The 16538-nt window shown below is 46.3% G+C and carries 12 protein-coding genes; 8 read left to right on the top strand and 4 right to left on the bottom strand.

Going from position 1 to position 16538, the window contains the following annotated elements; translation table 11 throughout:
* The first annotated feature begins 220 nt into the window (after nt 1-220).
* The 8 genes from ABDW33_RS06040 to ABDW33_RS06005 all read left to right on the top strand — a co-directional run bounded on the left by ABDW33_RS06040 (nt 221) and on the right by ABDW33_RS06005 (nt 8514).
* Complete coding sequence (locus tag ABDW33_RS06040; protein ID WP_343689165.1) at nt 221-1378, top strand: homogentisate 1,2-dioxygenase; 1158 nt, start codon at nt 221-223, stop codon at nt 1376-1378.
* Nucleotides 1379-1478: 100 nt separating this feature from the next.
* On the top strand, nt 1479-2471 hold the full coding sequence (locus ABDW33_RS06035; RefSeq protein ID WP_343689164.1) for an aldo/keto reductase: 993 nt from the start codon (nt 1479-1481) through the stop codon (nt 2469-2471).
* 468 nt (nt 2472-2939) lie between these two features.
* A complete protein-coding gene (hppD, locus tag ABDW33_RS06030; RefSeq protein ID WP_343689163.1) occupies nt 2940-4076 on the top strand; it encodes a 4-hydroxyphenylpyruvate dioxygenase in 1137 nt (378 codons plus the stop codon).
* A 279-nt stretch (nt 4077-4355) separates the two neighbouring features.
* Entirely contained in the window at nt 4356-4574 is a 219-nt protein-coding gene (locus tag ABDW33_RS06025) for a hypothetical protein (RefSeq protein ID WP_343689162.1), read from the top strand.
* Between the two features lie 30 nt (nt 4575-4604).
* Nucleotides 4605-5363: a L,D-transpeptidase family protein gene (locus ABDW33_RS06020; protein WP_343689161.1), complete on the top strand. Its 759-nt coding sequence runs from the start codon at nt 4605-4607 to the stop codon at nt 5361-5363.
* Nucleotides 5364-5528: 165 nt separating this feature from the next.
* Nucleotides 5529-6104 carry a gluconate 2-dehydrogenase subunit 3 family protein gene (locus ABDW33_RS06015; protein ID WP_343689160.1) on the top strand — a complete coding sequence of 192 codons (576 nt, stop codon included), beginning with the start codon at nt 5529-5531 and terminating at the stop codon, nt 6102-6104.
* A gap of 69 nt (nt 6105-6173) precedes the next feature.
* Nucleotides 6174-7871 (top strand): GMC family oxidoreductase, encoded by a 1698-nt coding sequence (locus ABDW33_RS06010; protein ID WP_343689159.1) that lies wholly within the window; start codon nt 6174-6176, stop codon nt 7869-7871.
* A 319-nt stretch (nt 7872-8190) separates the two neighbouring features.
* A complete protein-coding gene (locus ABDW33_RS06005; protein WP_343689158.1) occupies nt 8191-8514 on the top strand; it encodes a hypothetical protein in 324 nt (107 codons plus the stop codon).
* A gap of 156 nt (nt 8515-8670) precedes the next feature.
* Here the strand turns inward: ABDW33_RS06005 and ABDW33_RS06000 are convergent, their stop codons facing one another.
* The 4 genes from ABDW33_RS06000 to ABDW33_RS05985 form a co-directional block, all read right to left on the bottom strand.
* On the bottom strand, nt 8671-9729 hold the full coding sequence (locus ABDW33_RS06000) for a PorP/SprF family type IX secretion system membrane protein (protein ID WP_343689157.1): 1059 nt from the start codon (nt 9727-9729) through the stop codon (nt 8671-8673).
* 11 nt (nt 9730-9740) lie between these two features.
* Nucleotides 9741-14975 carry a PKD domain-containing protein gene (locus ABDW33_RS05995; protein ID WP_343689156.1) on the bottom strand — a complete coding sequence of 1745 codons (5235 nt, stop codon included), beginning with the start codon at nt 14973-14975 and terminating at the stop codon, nt 9741-9743.
* Between the two features lie 209 nt (nt 14976-15184).
* Nucleotides 15185-15655 (bottom strand): carboxypeptidase-like regulatory domain-containing protein, encoded by a 471-nt coding sequence (locus tag ABDW33_RS05990; RefSeq protein ID WP_343689155.1) that lies wholly within the window; start codon nt 15653-15655, stop codon nt 15185-15187.
* Between the two features lie 193 nt (nt 15656-15848).
* A complete protein-coding gene (locus tag ABDW33_RS05985) occupies nt 15849-16484 on the bottom strand; it encodes a carboxypeptidase-like regulatory domain-containing protein (protein WP_343689154.1) in 636 nt (211 codons plus the stop codon).
* Nucleotides 16485-16538: the final 54 nt, after the last annotated feature.

The raw sequence follows: 16538 nt of genomic DNA, 5'->3' as shown, positions 1-16538 counted from the left end.
GGTACTGCTTTGTGATTGCTAACAATAAGTTGGTATTCACTAATTTCTTACATTTGAGTGAACCACGTTAAGATGCCTTATTTCCGAAACTTCACATATTATATTGATAAGCGCCGCTGGAAATACTGTTTCCTGCTGGCCGCCCTGGCCATGGACGCCAGCCCCTCCAGATAGTTATTTGTCATAGAATTGTAACTCATACATCCAAAACATATTCGTAATGCCTCACTATTGTAAGCTGGGAAATATCCCGCACAAGCGTCATACTCAATTCCGTAAACCGGATGGGTCGCTCTACTCGGAACAGTTATTTTCTACGGAAGGATTTTCTTCCAATTCTACGTTGTTATATCATTGCCATCCCCCTACCGAGATTGTAAAGGTAGATACGCCTTTTTCTGTAGCACCCAGGGTGGCAGAAGAAAAAATGCTCAAACACCGCAGTTTCCAGGGATTCAATATTGCACCTAAAAAGGACTACCTGCAAAGTAGAAAACCAGTACTGGTGAACAGCGATTTGCACATTGTATTAGCCGCTCCGCAGGAAAGTATGACGGAGTACTTTTATAAAAATGCAGATGCAGATGAAATGATCTTTGTACATGAAGGAAGCGGTACCCTGCTCACCCAATATGGACAGTTATCATTTAGCTATGGTGATTATTTAGTTGTGCCGCGCGGTACTATTTACCAGATCCATTTTAATACACCTGAGAATAGGTTATTCATTGTAGAATCATTTAGCCCTATCCGTTACCCGCAACGTTATTTAAGTAAATATGGACAATTGCTGGAGCATGCCCCTTATTGCGAACGTGATATCCGGCAGCCGGAGAACCTCGTAACGGTAGACCAGGCGGGGGATTACCTCATTAAGATAAAAAAGAAAGGCATGATGTATCCTATCCATTACGCGCATCATCCATTTGATGTGGTAGGATGGGATGGATGTGAATATCCGTTTGCATTTTCCATACATGATTTCGAACCGATCACAGGTAGAGTCCATCAGCCACCACCGGTACATCAAACGTTCGAAGGACATAATTTCGTAGTATGTTCATTTGTACCGAGAATGTATGATTACCATCCTGAGTCAATACCAGCGCCCTATAATCATAGTAATATCGATAGTGATGAGGTGTTGTATTATGTAGATGGCGACTTCATGAGCCGTAAGCATGTGACACGTGGAATGATCACCCTGCATCCAGGTGGCATTCCGCACGGCCCGCATCCTGGTGCTGTAGAGAAAAGCATCGGTAAGACAGAAACGAAAGAGCTGGCCGTGATGGTCGATACCTTCCATCCGTTGCAGATTACCGAAGATGCGCTGGGCATAGAGGATGAAAGTTATACCATGAGTTGGAAAGAGTAGCTTTTAAAAAAGATAGTAAGCAGGTCTCCTGCTCTAGCATCGCTTTTGCTTTAGGGCAAAGGCGATTTTTTTATCTTGCATACACAAAAACGGGAACTATATGGAATTTAGACAATTAGGCGAAAGCGAACTGAAGGTGAGTGCTATTACATTCGGTGCATGGGCAATTGGTGGATGGATGTGGGGCGGCGCCGAGCGCAAAGACGCCGTGGAAGCCATTAAAGCATCTATTGCTGAAGGTGTTACCTCTATTGATACGGCCCCTATTTATGGCCAGGGATTAAGTGAGGAAATTGTGGGGGAAGCCCTGAAAGGCACAGAGCGTAGTAAGGTACAGATCCTTACCAAATTCGGTATGCGCTGGGACCTGGCGAAAGGTGAGTTTGGCTTTAAAAGCAAGGACAACAGCGGTAAAGATATTGATATCTATAAGTACGCAGGAAAAGAAAGCGTAATCCTGGAGTGTGAGAATAGCCTGAAGAGACTGGGTACAGATTATATCGATCTGTTGCAGATCCATTGGCCGGACTCGACTACTCCAATTGAAGAAACTTTTGAAGCTGTAGCCTTGTTGAAACAACAGGGTAAGATCCGCGAAGCAGGCGTATGCAATTACAATGTAGAGCAGATGAAAAAAGCAGATCAGGTCGTGAAGCTTGCTTCCAATCAGGTGCCTTTCAGCATGGTAGAGCGCAGTATCGAAAAAGAAACCGTGCCCTATTGCATAGAGAACAAAAAAGGAATCCTGGCTTATAGCCCGCTGCAACGTGGACTGCTGACCGGAAAGATCAGACCTGGCCATCAGTTTGGCGAAGGAGATACCCGTCCGGGGTCTAAATACTATAGAGAAGATAACCTGGTTCGTATCAATGCGTTCCTGGATCAGATCCGTCCGATGGCAGAAAGTAAGAATGCCACACTTGCCCAGCTCGTGATACGCTGGACAATAGAAAGACCAGGCATTACCGTTGCATTGGTTGGTGCGAGAGATGCCAACCAGGCCATCCAGAATGCCAGGGCCATTCATGTGAAACTGGGTGCAGAAGAGATAAAATACATTAATGATAAGTTATATCAGTTAGAACTAATCTGATTTTTCCGGCGGGAGTGATCAATTTCCGCCGGAACCTTTACTTCAATAAATCTCGCATTTGCTACGATATTGTTGCGTTTGATCTGGTTTAAATAACCAGCAGATCCACCGTTTTCCCGGTTAATTAGCCTGGATGCGCCTGGTATAAATCAAACTGCAGTACCACCGTACATGCGAGATTTTGTTTTTTACAAACTAAAAGCATATTATTGCGCTGGCAACTATTCAATGCATACTACGCGCACATATCATTCTTCGAAATCAGACCAGCGTCACAGCAAGTACTACTTCCTGATGGCTACGCTGGCTATGGATGCTGTAATCGCCTGATTACAGGTATGCGCTTAATTTTTCCACTTACATATCTGTAACCTCTCCTCCTGATGATGTCAATGCCTACGCATTGCTGTCGTTCGCTCACATATACATACACCAAAACTTTCTTTACTTTCTTAAAATCAAACCACCATGAGTACTGCTCCTGATGCTGCTATGGCAGCAGCTCCTGCCAATGTAAAAGACTTTTTACCATTGAATGGCACTGACTACGTTGAATTCTATGTAGGCAATGCAAAACAGGCCGCCCACTATTACAAAACCGCTTTCGGCTTCCAGTCCCTTGCTTACGCTGGCCCTGAAACAGGTGTGAAAGATCGCGCATCTTATGTACTGGTGCAGAACAAACTTCGGTTTGTGCTCACCACACCCCTCCAGCCAGGCAATGATATGGCTGCTCATATTGCCGCTCATGGCGATGGTGTGAAAGTACTAGCGCTCTGGGTAGACGACGCGCGTTCTGCATATGAAGAAACAGTAAAGAGAGGCGCCAAACCTTATATGGAGCCAAAAGAAGAAAAAGATGAATTTGGTACGGTTGTACGTAGCGGTATTCATGCTTATGGCGATACCGTTCACATCTTTGTAGAAAGAAAAAACTACAGTGGTCCTTTCCTGCCAGGTTATAAAGAATGGAATACTACCTATAATCCAACCGATACCGGTCTTCAATACGTAGACCATTGCGTGGGTAATGTGGGCTGGAACGAAATGAACACCTGGGTAGACTTCTACGAAGAGGTAATGGGTTTCCGCAACCTCCTCTCTTTCGATGATAAAGATATCTCTACTGAATATTCTGCCCTCATGAGTAAGGTAATGAGCAATGGCAACGGCCGTGTGAAATTCCCTATCAACGAACCTGCAGAAGGCAAGAAGAAATCTCAGATCGAAGAATACCTCGACTTCTACGGCGGACCGGGCGTACAGCACGTTGCCATTGCAACCAATAACATTATTCAGACAGTAACCGACCTGCAAAATAGGGGTGTAGAATTCCTGAAAGTACCAGGATCTTACTACGATACCCTGCTGGACAGGGTAGGAGAGATCGACGAAGACCTGCAACCCCTGAGAGAGCTGGGTATTCTCGTAGACCGTGACGACGAAGGTTACCTGTTACAGATCTTTACCAAACCGGTACAGGACAGGCCTACTGTTTTCTTTGAGATCATTCAGCGAAAGGGCGCCCAGTCATTTGGCAAAGGCAACTTCAAAGCGTTGTTTGAATCTATAGAGAGAGAACAGGCATTAAGAGGTAACCTGTAAAACCGGGAGGTCTGTTCTATTGAAGATCCGCCATTCTATTTTTAGCAACCAGGGCTGTTCCGGAAAGGGACGGCCCTGCCCATTTTAAGTGGACAGCAAAAACTACTTTTCCCTTCAAAAGCCATATTATCAGGAAGAACCATAGTTTAACATTTCCTTGACAATGAGTACTTTGTGCCCAATAGCTGCGGCTATGGCCCTGTTCCCTCCGCCATCGCACTTTCGGGGGATTGCTATTGTTGCAAATTTTGAAATAATTTGCATACCAGATCGTTGTTTATGAGAGTACAAACATTATTAGGCGCATTATTTCTATTGGCAGGAATTTTTCAGATGATTACGGCAGTATTGATCTATCAGGGAGAGCGCCATTACATCCTCCGGTTTGCTAACCGTAAAGTCGGAATTGTGATATACGTTATTTTTTCGATATTATTGTTTTATCTTGCGTATAGAACATTCAATGCACAACCGGATGCCACACCGGTTAAACCGTAAACGTGAAATAGTAAAAGGGATATAATATCTATGAAGCAGGTCGTTTTAGCAGTAATGATACTACTTGGGGTAGGAAAAGTGTTCGCCCAGCAGCAGTCATTTCTGGACAACCAGAAGATGTTCCCGAAAGTAGGCGTAGCTTACAGGGATAAGGAAGAGCAATTAAAGAAGGAGTTTGAAAAGAAAGGCCTGGAGTACCCGGCCAAATACATCTTCCTACGCTCGTTCAAACTGGATAGTGAACTGGAGATCTGGGTTAAAAACAAAGCTACCGATACTTTCCGGCTGTTTAAATCCTACCGGGTATGTACCCTGTCAGGAAAAATGGGCCCTAAACGTAAGGAAGGTGACCAGCAGGTACCGGAAGGATTCTACTATATCAATGACTTTAATCCGAATAGTAACTACCACCTGTCGCTGGGGATCAATTACCCGAATTTCTCTGACAAAATCCTGAGCGATCAGAAGAAACCGGGCAATGAGATCTATATCCATGGTAGCTGCCTTACCATTGGTTGTATCCCCCTCACCGACGAATTCATCGAAGAAGTATATATCCTGGCTGTAAATGCCAAAAACGCAGGCCAGGACTTCATTCCGGTACACGTATTCCCTGTGAAGTTTGGTCGTACCCGCTCCATGGAATACCTGCAGGGCGTAAAGCTGAACCCGGATGACAAAACATCCACCAAGTTCTGGGCGGACCTCAAAACCGCGTACGATTACTTTGAACAACACCATCGCCTTCCGGTTGTCCTTGTAGATAACAAAGGGCAGTATATTATGTAAAAAATCATTGCTTCCATAAAAAGCGCTCCTGCCTTGGGTAGGAGCGCTTTTTGCTTTCATACCCCCCTTTCTTTTCGTAACTTTTCCTTCCGTTTATTTATTTTTTCTATGAAAAGTCAGTTTTTTTATGAAACTTGAGTACAAAGGTCAAATCAATTTACTATTATGAACAGAAGAGAAGCCATTAGGAACGTTGCCATTCTCTTAGGGTCGGCAATTTCCGCGTCCACGTTGTCAGCCCTTGAAGGCTGCAATCCAAAAGGGCCCGACAACTATGCGTTGCAGGCGCCCGAGACCAAAAAGATACTGGCCGAGATTGTAGAAACGATCATACCGGAAACCGATACGCCTGGTGCTAAAGCCGCAAAAGTAGACGAGTTTATTGCCCTCATGCTCAACGATTGTTACAAACCCGAAGACCAGCAACTGGTATTGGACGGTCTGAAAAAGATCGATGATGCCGCAGAAAAGCAATACAAAAAGCCATTTGCAGACCTTACCGCCGAACAGAAAACCACCGTACTGACGGACATCGACAAGGAACGCGTCGCTTACAATAAACGGGAGAACAAAAAGGAAAAGGATCCCACTCACTATTTCCAGATCCTGAAAGAATTAACCCTCACAGGGTATTTCACCTCCGAAGCCGGTGCGACCAAAGCACTCCGCTATGTACCGGTACCAGGTAAATATGAAGGTTGTATTCCTTATGCTAAAGGTGAGAAAGCCTGGGCTATGTAGTAATTCAACGTCAATAATTAAGACTCGTTCGTTCGCGCACATTAATTCATCAACTCAAGTAGAAATTCCATGAATCTGAATACTAAGGCTCAGGAGCAGAACACGTATGATGCCATCGTGATCGGCTCGGGCGTAAGTGGTGGCTGGGCTGCCAAAGAAATGACAGAAAAAGGTCTCAAAGTGCTCATGCTGGATAGGGGCAAACAGTTAGAACACGTGAAGGATTACGATACCGCCACCAAAGCTCCATGGGAGTTTCCGCACCGTGGCAAAATTACCGTAGAACAAAAAGAAACGCACCCTAAATTAAGTCGTGACTATCCATATAGTGAATACAATGAGCGCTTCTGGCTCAATGATTCCAAATCTCCTTACAACGAGGTAAAACGTTTTGACTGGTTCCGCCCGGATATCGTAGGGGGCAAATCCATCATGTGGGGCCGCCAGTCTTATCGCTGGAGCGATATCGATTTCGAAGCTAATCTCAAAGACGGGATTGCTGTTGACTGGCCTATCCGTTATAAAGACATCGCACCCTGGTATGACTATGTGGAGAAATTCGCTGGTATCAGCGGACAGGCAGAGGGCCTTCCCCAATTACCGGATGGCCAGTTCATGCCAGCCATGGAAATGAACTGCGTGGAGAAAGAAGTGAAAAAACGTATTGAAGAAAAATTCAAAGGCCGTATCATGACCATGGGGCGTGTGGCTAATATCACCAAGCCTCTTCCCGGCCGTACCAATTGTCAGTACCGTAACCTCTGTAGCCGCGGTTGTCCGTTTGGAGCCTACTTCAGCACACAGTCTTCCACACTGCCTGCTGCTATGGCCACCGGCAACCTGACCTTACGCCCTGATAGCATTGTAAACTCTATCATTTACGATGAAAAACTAGGCAAGGCAACAGGCGTTCGGGTCATCGATTCACATACCAAACAGATGACAGAGTTTTATGCAAAGGTCATCTTCGTAAATGGGTCTACCCTGGGTACTACATTCGTGCTGCTGAACTCCACCTCCAACCGTTTCCAGAATGGGTTAGGCAATGATAGCGGTGTACTGGGTAAATATCTCATGGACCACCACTTCCGCACCGGTGCTTCCGGAAAAGCAGAAGGTTTTGATGATAAATATTATTTCGGCCGCCGTGCAAATGGTATCTACATCCCGCGTTATCGCAATATCGGTAGCGACAAGCGTGGTTATCTGCGTGGCTTCGGTTATCAGGGCGGTGCCAGCCGCGAAGGATGGGCACGTGGTGTAGCCGAAATGGGCGTAGGTAAAGACTTTAAAAGTATGCTGTCTGAACCGGGTAACTGGTCAGTAGGGCTTGGTGGTTTCGGCGAATGCCTGCCGTACGAATCCAATCAGGTTACACTTGATACATCTGTAAAAGACGATTGGGGTCAGCCAGTATTGAAGTTCGATGCAGAATTCAAAGAAAATGAGAAGAAGATGCGTGTAGATATGATGAACGATGCGGCAGAAATGCTGGAAGCTGCAGGCATGAAAGATGTCAGGACTTATGATGCAGGTTCATATCCAGGCATGGCCATCCATGAAATGGGGACTGCACGTATGGGACGTGATCCTAAGACTTCTATCCTGAATGGCTACAACCAGATGCATGCTGTTAAGAATGTGTTTGTGACAGATGGTGCCGCTATGACGTCGGCTGCCTGTGTAAACCCTTCACTTACATATATGGCACTCACAGCACGTGCAGTCGACTATATGTTTAGGGAATTGAAGAAAGGCAATATCTAAAATATAAAAAGGCTGGCTCCCCAAAGTCAGCCTTTTTACTGATATCAAATGAAAGCAATCAGGAAGCACGCGAATAGCTGCTACGTGGTTAGGTGAGAAAAGCCCCTGCAACGATCCTGCCATGAAAGAGCTGAATAAGTTTAGTTAGTTATCCTCCCTACCCCCAAAGGCAGGGAGGACTTTTTTTTGCCCAATCATTAGTTTATAGCACTAATGTGTTATTTCTGCCTTGCGGTTATAGCAATACTTTGACTGCACAAGTTTGTAAACCTATTCTCTATACAACTATGAATTTATTTTACTCGCATCCTTTTCTATATTGTTCAATCATCCCGTAAGCTATTCAACACTCAGGAAAGACAGCATAATTACCCTGCCTGAGAGGTATTTAACCCAGGTAAAGCGTAAGTCTGACCATGTAGAAGCACAGGTTGATAAGCGTACAGCCCAGGCCCTGGACCGATTTGCAAAGCAGGAGAAAAATTTGAGTTTGTGGCAGGGAAGCGCATTATTGGGCGTAAGTGAGAAGTATAAGATCAATGCGAAGATGAAAGGAAACCTGATGGTGTTGTATGATTTTCTGGCCAGTAGAAGTGTGCCAGCAACCAGTGCTATTAAAGTAAGGATTGGGTATACATTGTAATAGAAAATCTGTTGCCGCTTGAAGGTGGAATGAGCCACCCTGCAATCGCAATCACAGCCACGATGGTCTTTTCCAAAGTATACGTTATCCATCTATCTAACCGCGGAGTGATCCGGAGCACTACCTGAAAAAGAGTGCACCGTACGTCAACATACATTACCGCCTGAAAGTCGGACACAAAGTCTGACGCCTGCTTTCATTACGACTGTTCAAAAAACCCCTGTAAGAAATGATCACTTCCAGTCCGCCTCTCCGCTGTGATGCTGCTGCCAGTTTATCCACGTTCACATCATAACTTAATCCAAAAAGGAAATTGTACATCTCCATCCTCACCACCGGTATAACAGCATCATTCTTTCTATACAAAACCCCCAGGGTAAAATTCTTAGACAGATCCATCTGATCTGACAGATCCCAGCTATACATCGCTCCAAACTGCATGGTACTAATCCCCACCGCATCAACAGGAATGATCTTTCTGAACTGTTTAAAATAATCGGCATACAAAATAAACCTGTTCACCTCACTGGTAGGTACCGACAAACCTGCATTGACAGATACACGCTTATTTAAGGTAATGCGGTTCCCTTTAAAGAACCCTACCTGCGGGCTATTCAGATGGTATGCCGCTACACCGGCAAAAAGATCGATCTCATTTTTTAAAGTACCATTGTAACTTACACCTGCAGCCAGATCGAAATAGCTCACACTTGTCTGATCAAAGGTCTGTCTTGAAGACGGCAGTATACTAAACGCACCATTACTACCCATCACAAACTGATCGTTAAATTGTAACTTACCCGGATCAAACCGTTGTTGCATAAGACCACCCATAAATGCAACAGAGATGTAAGATACCTTGTCACGCCCGATATAAAAACTACTATTCACAGCCGGCATAATCTGCGTAGTACTAAGTTCTGATGTACCTGCCACATCCCTCAATACCTGCAAACCATAGGTGACAGTGCTGTTCTCAGAAAACAAGGCATGAAAAGGCGTTTTGTATTCCGCGCTCAATCCAAAAGTTCTATAAGGTACAGTAACACTTTCCCACTGATTTCTATAGGAAGCGGTCACCCTGATATCTCCTTCAAAAATGCCTGCGAGCGCAGGATTTCTGAGCATAGGCTGGTCGTAATATTGAGAATAGCCCACATCCTGCGCGCTTAATCTGAAACTATATAAGAACAAAAAGAGGATAATCTTTTTCATACTATAATACTTTAGAATAATGTTACATTCCCTTTCAATGTATAAGGGGTACCATTCTCGCAGACGACTTCCACTGTGTACACATAGACCCCCGTGTCTGCTTTTTTGCCGTTGATATAACCATTCCAGCCAAATTCGCTGTTGTTAGGTGCGAAGTTGTTCCGCTCGTACATCACCCTGCCCCAGCGGTTAAAAATCCGGAACGATTTCACTGCAGCAATCCCACTGGCACGTACCATCAGTATCCTGTTTTCCGGTAAGCCATCAGGTGTAAAGGCGTTCGGTACAAAGACCTGCGCATCTTTGCAGAAGGCACGTACACAAATCGTATCACTGCCACTGCAACCATAGCTATTCGTAGCCTTTACTACATAGCAGGCATCATTCTTTACTGTCAGTACAGGCTTGTCACAAAGCGGGTCATTACATTGCAGGTCGTCCGCTGGTGTCCAGGTATAGTTTTGCATGGGCAGTATACCAGGTTCTGTGGCGTTGGTGATGGCCGGGTCGAGTGTAATCCTGAATCCGGTAGGCAGGATCAGTGTATCGGTAGCAAATTTTATAACCGGATAGTTACCAATTTCAATCAGTGTGTCAGTAGTTGCAGCACATCCCGTTTCACTGGAAGTAACAGTCACGGCATATCTGCCTGCATCGGTGAGTATTACCCTGTCAATGCCGGCATGCGGACCATTCACCGGGAATCCACGCCCCGGGCCCGTCCATAAATAAGTCAATGTTGAATTGTCACTAATACCACTTGTTGCACTCAGGTACAGGTCATCTCCCACACAAATAGGTGTGCGGGTATTGATCACCGGTTTTGAGGGCGATCTGTTGATCACTACTATAAAACTATCCGCAGCGGAGATACAGTTATGTTGTGTGGCATATACGACATAAGTGCCTGCATCAGCCATGCTGGCTGAAGGGAAAGTAACTACGGTATTATTTATAGTATCAGGATAAGGACCAAAAGCGGGGCCTGCCCATACGTATGCAATCTCGCCGTGCTGCGGACTGGTCGCTGAGAGTGCTGTCAAAGTGAGTGGTGTCTCACTGCAGACAGGTGGATTATAACCCGCTACGGGTTTGGCCGGTGGATCAGGATCTTTCAATACAAATACATCATTCAGGTGTGCGGTGGTACAACCACCGGTGCTTATTGCATAGAAGTCTGTATAACTGCCGGCCGTCAGTGGTAATGTGATCTTGCCATCGCCATTCGTGAAGCCGGAAGCGACTAATTCTGTCTGAAATTTTTTGTAGTGTACGATCACGGGTACATTAGGTACGATCTGGTCATTCAGGTTCCTCGTCTGCAACACGATAGTACCAGATGGAATACCGCAGGCTGTCGGATTAGTAAAGTCAGCGCCGGTTATTTTCAACGTAGGATGCACAGTAGCAACAACACCCGCCTTTGGCCCTTCACAACCAAATGCGCTACGCTGGTTCACGTAGTATTGCAGCCGGACAGAATCGTTCGTGGTAATGACAGGTGGAGAAGGTAACAATGTTTGTTGTGCATCGTACCAGCGAATGGTGTGCCCCGGCAGGCCTGTGGCCTGTAAAGTAATAGTTCCTCCTCCCATACAGGTACTTACATCACTGGTAACTGGCATTGGCACCTCGGGATGAACTGTTAAATGAACATCGTAGGCTGCACCGGCACAGGTCGTTTGAATAGGATTGTAGGGGATCACCCTCACCGTGATGACAACATCAGTGGTCCCGTTATTCGTGAATAAGAGGCTTAAATTATCTGTAAAGTTTCCTGCGCTGGTGCCCGTTACATTTGGAGGCAACGTGCCTGAAACAGCCCAGGAATAGTTCGTATGAGGTACGGAAGAAGTAGGCGTAAATATAGCAGCCTGCTTGGAACACACTTCCTGATCTGCTACAGGGAAATGTATGACCGGGCTTTCATAGATTGTCACCACGGTGGTGGTCTGAAAACCGGGGCAGGGAGGTGCCGGAGCTATGGTATACGTCACTGTATAGGTTCCGGGCGTACTACCGGATGGCGTAATGGCACCGGTGCCGGGATTGATCACCAGGCCAGTTGCTGCTGAATATGTACCTCCGGTAGTGCCGGTTTGTGTGACAGATTGTGGTGCATTTATGTTCCCACAGAAAGGACTACCGGCATATGTGATCGTGGCATCAGGTGTATTGCTTACCATTACCGTTGTTGTCGCTGTTACATTGGCACAACCGCCACCACCGGGTAGCGTATAGGTGATGGTATAACTCCCCGGCTTAGCTCCGGCAGGCGTAAGTGTTCCTGTATTCGGATCAACGGGCATGCCCGCGGGAGATATCGTATATGTACCACCTGCATCTCCTGTTCTGGTTACATTTACCACTGCACTGGTGCTGGTGTTGCAGAGGGTGGCAGGCGTGTAGCTGATGGTGGCCAAGGGTGGCCGCGTGATCGTTACATTCGTAGTCGTTTGAAAACCGGGGCAAGGTGATGCCGCGGCGATTGTATAGGTCACAGTATAAGTACCCGGCGTACTGGTTGTTGGTGTAATGGCACCGGTGGCGGCGTTGATGATCAACCCTGCGGGGGCAGTATAAGTACCTCCTGCACTACCCGTCTGCTTCACTGGTTGAGCGGTATTCAGATCACCACAATAAGGACTGCCGGCATATTGTATAGTAGCTACGGGTGTGCTGCTTACCGTGACGGCGGTCATGGCGATTACGTTCTTACAACCACCTGCACCTGTCAATGTATACCTGATGGTATAGTTGTCGGGTACAGCGCCGGCAGGAGAAAGTGCACCTGTTGCCGGATCGATGGTCATCCCCGCCGGCGTAATGGAATATGTACCACCCGCATCGCCGGTTCTCGTTACGTTCACCGCCGGGCTGCTACTGGTATTACATAGCGTGGCAGGCGTATAACTAATAGCGGCTGCTGGTGCCCTGGTAACTGTAACATTTGTTGAAGTTTGAAAACCCGGGCAGGGAGGAGCTGCAGCAATTATATACGTCACCGCATAATTCCCGGGAGTGCTGGTTGCCGGTGTGATAACGCCTGTTGCTGCATCAATGGTCAAACCGGTGGTTGATGTAAAGGTACCGCCTTTACTACCATTGACAGTGGGTGCTATTGCTCCGTCAGCAGAACAGATAGCCGGATAACTGATGGCAGCATTGGGCGTACCATTGACAGTTACTGTAGTCGTGGCCACGATTGTAGCACAACCACCGGTACCTGTTACTGTATACCTGATGATATAATTGCCTGCTGCACTTGTAGCTGGTGTGATGGCGCCTGTTCCCGGATCGATCGTTAATCCTGCAGGGGCACTATAGCTCCCACCTGTAGTCCCTGTCTGGGTGACATTTACAACCGGACTTCCGGCGGCATTACACAGTGTCGCAGGTGAATAACTGATGTTTGCAGCAGGTGCAGGACTGACATTTACTGTAATGGCAGCTTTCTGACTTTCTCCACAACCATTACTTTGACTCACATAATAAACGGTCGTACCGGGAACTGCCGTAGCCGGTGTAGGGGCACCTGATAACACTGTTCCTCCCGCATTGTACCATTTCAGACTATTGCCTGATGCGGTAAGTGGAGAAGCGGCTTGTCCCTGGCAATAGCTGACTGGTGTCGTTACCGTCGGCGTGACAGGCAAAGTGCCTACATTGACGATGATCTCAGCTTTCTGACCTTCGCAGTTATTCGTTGTCTGGGACACGAAATAACTGGTGCTCCCTACGGCAGCCGTAGATGGTGTTGGTGCTGCAGATAATGGTGTACCATCAGCTGCGTACCATTTCAAACCAGCACCTGTTGCAGTCAGAGGATTGGAAGGTTGCCCCTGACAGAGCGACACCGGCGAGGTTACGCCCGGTTTTGAAGGCAATGCATTGACGGTGACATTGATCCCGGCTCGCGGACTTTCGCATTGCCCTGTAATTGTCTGCGTGACATAATAAGTTGTATTGCCCGATACGGTAGTCGAAGGGGTGGGAGGACCGGGTAATGAACTTCCCCCGGCAGAATACCATTTGATATTGGTGCCGGTAGCTGTTAATGGCATGGCCGTTGCGAACTGGCAATACACAACAGGGGTCGTCACAACAGGGACAGGTGAATTCGGTTTAATGGTAATATCAATTGATTTGGTATCGCTACCACATGTTATACTGGTTGCCTTTAATGTAATTTTGTAATTCCCGGCTGCTGCATACCTATGGCAAGGCGGGTCACGCAATGTGGATGTATACCCATCTCCGAAATCCCATTCGTAATCGGTACTGGAACTACAATTATTTCCGCTTGTACCCGTATTCGATTTATTGATCACACAAACATCATCATTCAGACAAAAGCTGGCGTTGATAACGAAATCAGCTACGGGCTTAGACCGGATCACGATCTGATTGAGCGTATAGGTAGTAGTATAACAGGCATTTCTTGCATACAAAGTTGCAGTGAAGTCCGCCTTGGGGCAGGAAGATTTGCTATAGGTGTGAGAGATTTTAAATACGGTGTTGGTAGCGTTCAACGGATGCGTTAAAATGGTTTGTGGGCTGCCGTCTCCGTAATCTAGTATATATTCCGTGCCTGTTGAGTTATTGAACCAGTTACCAATCTGAAACTCTACTGGTGCAGGTGCGCAAAGACCGGTAGTAGAGTTCGTGGTGGTGAGACTGGCTATTGGATTCAGGCCATTATAGAACTTATAGGTAGTAGTACGGGTGCAGCCATTTGCAGGCGTGATTTTTATAGTCACCGTAAAATAACCCTGTGTATTGAATGTGTGCGAGAGCTGTGCACCAACAGGCCAGTCTGTTTGAGTAAATATAGCTGTGCCATCTCCCCAGTTGATTTCATAATTGTTGCCGGTGCCGGTGACACTGGACGTGTTTTCTACATTTAACGTGTAGTTATTATTACCATTACAGTTGGTGAAAGGATCATCGAGTAGACCAAGGTCTTTCAGAGACGGTTTGGGCGAAGGCTTTATGGTGATGTTGCCTCCATTTATACTATCTACGGTCACCTGCCCGCTGACAGCGTCTTCTGCTACGGTGGCTGTAATTGTGTTTGCGTTGTTGATGTTGAAAGCTGCTGCCGGCTTGTTCCCGATTGTTACAGCAGTAATACCTGTGAAATTAGTACCTGTAATGACCACCTGGGATCCCTGGCAGGTAGTTGTAGGGGTAACGCTGGTAATGGTGGGTGAGGGAGGGGATTGTGCAAATACAGGTATGGCCATCAGAAGGAATAAAACGAACAAGACACTACGGCGCATCATATAGGGACTTTGTGATTTAATGTATATTGCTAAAGGGCAACAACGATAACAAGAGCGCCGCCGAAATTGTTCAGGCAGGTTGGTATATTTTTTTCGTGTATGCGATGATGATTAAGTATGTGTGGTGAATAAATATAAGTTAAGGTTATTTTAATAATTAACTGCACATCTCACCTGAATAATTTTCGCTTCAATCTTTGCCACCAGTTCTCATATATAACCATTACCTGTACGCCTCCTGCAAATACTGACAAATTATCTGGTATTTGCGCCAGCTGTAAGTTTACCTCAATATTTTGTGTCAGTAATTCTCCCGTTACCTGGATCTCTTTTGATTGATAACCGATGTAATTCGACACTAATTTAAAATCGCTGCTATAATTGTCCGGGAGCTGTAAAACAAATACACCGTCTTTATTAGTGTATGCTGCAATTGTAGTCGCCGGAATGCTCATCGTGACGCCCGGTAATGGTTCTCCACTGGCCGAATCTTTTACAACACCCGTCAATATTCGCTGCTGCGCTTTAGCTGTTTCCGGCAGTGTCACTGCCAGCATGCCTGCAAATAAGGCCGCCTGTACCCAGGTAGTTTTTTGTGTAGGAACCAGCATGTCCCTGTTCAATTGAGATGGTCGTAACATGCCGCAGCAATTCCCGTGCTTTTCAACATAAGCAACTATTTGCCGGTCAGTCATGTTGGAAAAATCAACCACCTGCTTCTGACAGTCGCGGCAAAATCTTCCTATTTCTGTTATAGGCATGTCCCGCAAAGGGGCACCACACGGTTCGGGTATAGAGAGCGTGTATTTTTTCATTTGAATCTGTTTTAATTTCCTAGCTGAAAAATCTGTTCTTCCACCGCTGCCAACCTGTAGTCACCTCGAACCCAAGACCTCCCAGGATGATTTCATTCATTTTTAGTGTACATTCCACCTGCTTATTCGCTTTCAGCTTCCTGCCGCTTATACGTATGGTCGTCTTTTCGTACCCTATTAAACTCACCTGTAATCTTACCCCTTTATCGAAATCTGCCGGCACCTCCAGGCTAAAGCTTCCGTCTTCTTTTGACGTCGTTCCCGTCTTCATAGGCTTACCATGCTGGTCTAACAAGTAAACCATTGCTCCCTGTATTGGCGTATGGCCGGATGCCGCTATTACTGTTCCTGTTATCTTATGCTGCCCCTTCCCGATCTCAGGTAATACGAGCGCCAGCATTCCCGCCAGCAACGCCGCCGGTACCCATCTGCGCTTTGGTCTTTCCACCAGCTCCCTGTTCAATTGCGATGGAAGCAAACTGCCACATACATGGTTATGCTTTTTTAAATAATCAATTATTTGCTGATCACTCATGTTTGTGAAATCAACCACCTGCTGCTGACAGCTATTACAAAACCGGCCCCCTATCATAGGCGTCATATTTTGCATGGAAGCCTTGCAAGGTGTGGAAATCGAGACTGTATATTTTTTCATTGGACAGAAATTTAAGTTTTCATGCGTGCGAACAGCGCTTTACAATGACAGGAT

This window comes from Chitinophaga sp., assembly GCF_039596155.1.
Classification (GTDB): domain Bacteria; phylum Bacteroidota; class Bacteroidia; order Chitinophagales; family Chitinophagaceae; genus Chitinophaga.
The sequence above is the reverse complement of the archived record's forward strand: the minus strand, read 5'-3'. Positions and strand labels throughout refer to the sequence as shown.

Bases quoted from the DNA above. Each gene is read 5' to 3' on its own strand.
- ABDW33_RS06040 (WP_343689165.1), top strand. From the start codon at position 221: ATGCCTCACTATTGTAAGCTGGGAAATATCCCGCACAAGCGTCATACT.
- ABDW33_RS06035 (WP_343689164.1), top strand. From the start codon at position 1,479: ATGGAATTTAGACAATTAGGCGAAAGCGAACTGAAGGTGAGTGCTATT.
- hppD (WP_343689163.1), top strand. From the start codon at position 2,940: ATGAGTACTGCTCCTGATGCTGCTATGGCAGCAGCTCCTGCCAATGTA.
- ABDW33_RS06025 (WP_343689162.1), top strand. From the start codon at position 4,356: ATGAGAGTACAAACATTATTAGGCGCATTATTTCTATTGGCAGGAATT.
- ABDW33_RS06020 (WP_343689161.1), top strand. From the start codon at position 4,605: ATGAAGCAGGTCGTTTTAGCAGTAATGATACTACTTGGGGTAGGAAAA.
- ABDW33_RS06015 (WP_343689160.1), top strand. From the start codon at position 5,529: ATGAACAGAAGAGAAGCCATTAGGAACGTTGCCATTCTCTTAGGGTCG.
- ABDW33_RS06010 (WP_343689159.1), top strand. From the start codon at position 6,174: ATGAATCTGAATACTAAGGCTCAGGAGCAGAACACGTATGATGCCATC.
- ABDW33_RS06000 (WP_343689157.1), bottom strand. From the start codon at position 9,729: ATGAAAAAGATTATCCTCTTTTTGTTCTTATATAGTTTCAGATTAAGC.
- ABDW33_RS05995 (WP_343689156.1), bottom strand. From the start codon at position 14,975: ATGGCCATACCTGTATTTGCACAATCCCCTCCCTCACCCACCATTACC.
- ABDW33_RS05990 (WP_343689155.1), bottom strand. From the start codon at position 15,655: ATGTTACGACCATCTCAATTGAACAGGGACATGCTGGTTCCTACACAA.
- ABDW33_RS05985 (WP_343689154.1), bottom strand. From the start codon at position 16,484: ATGAAAAAATATACAGTCTCGATTTCCACACCTTGCAAGGCTTCCATG.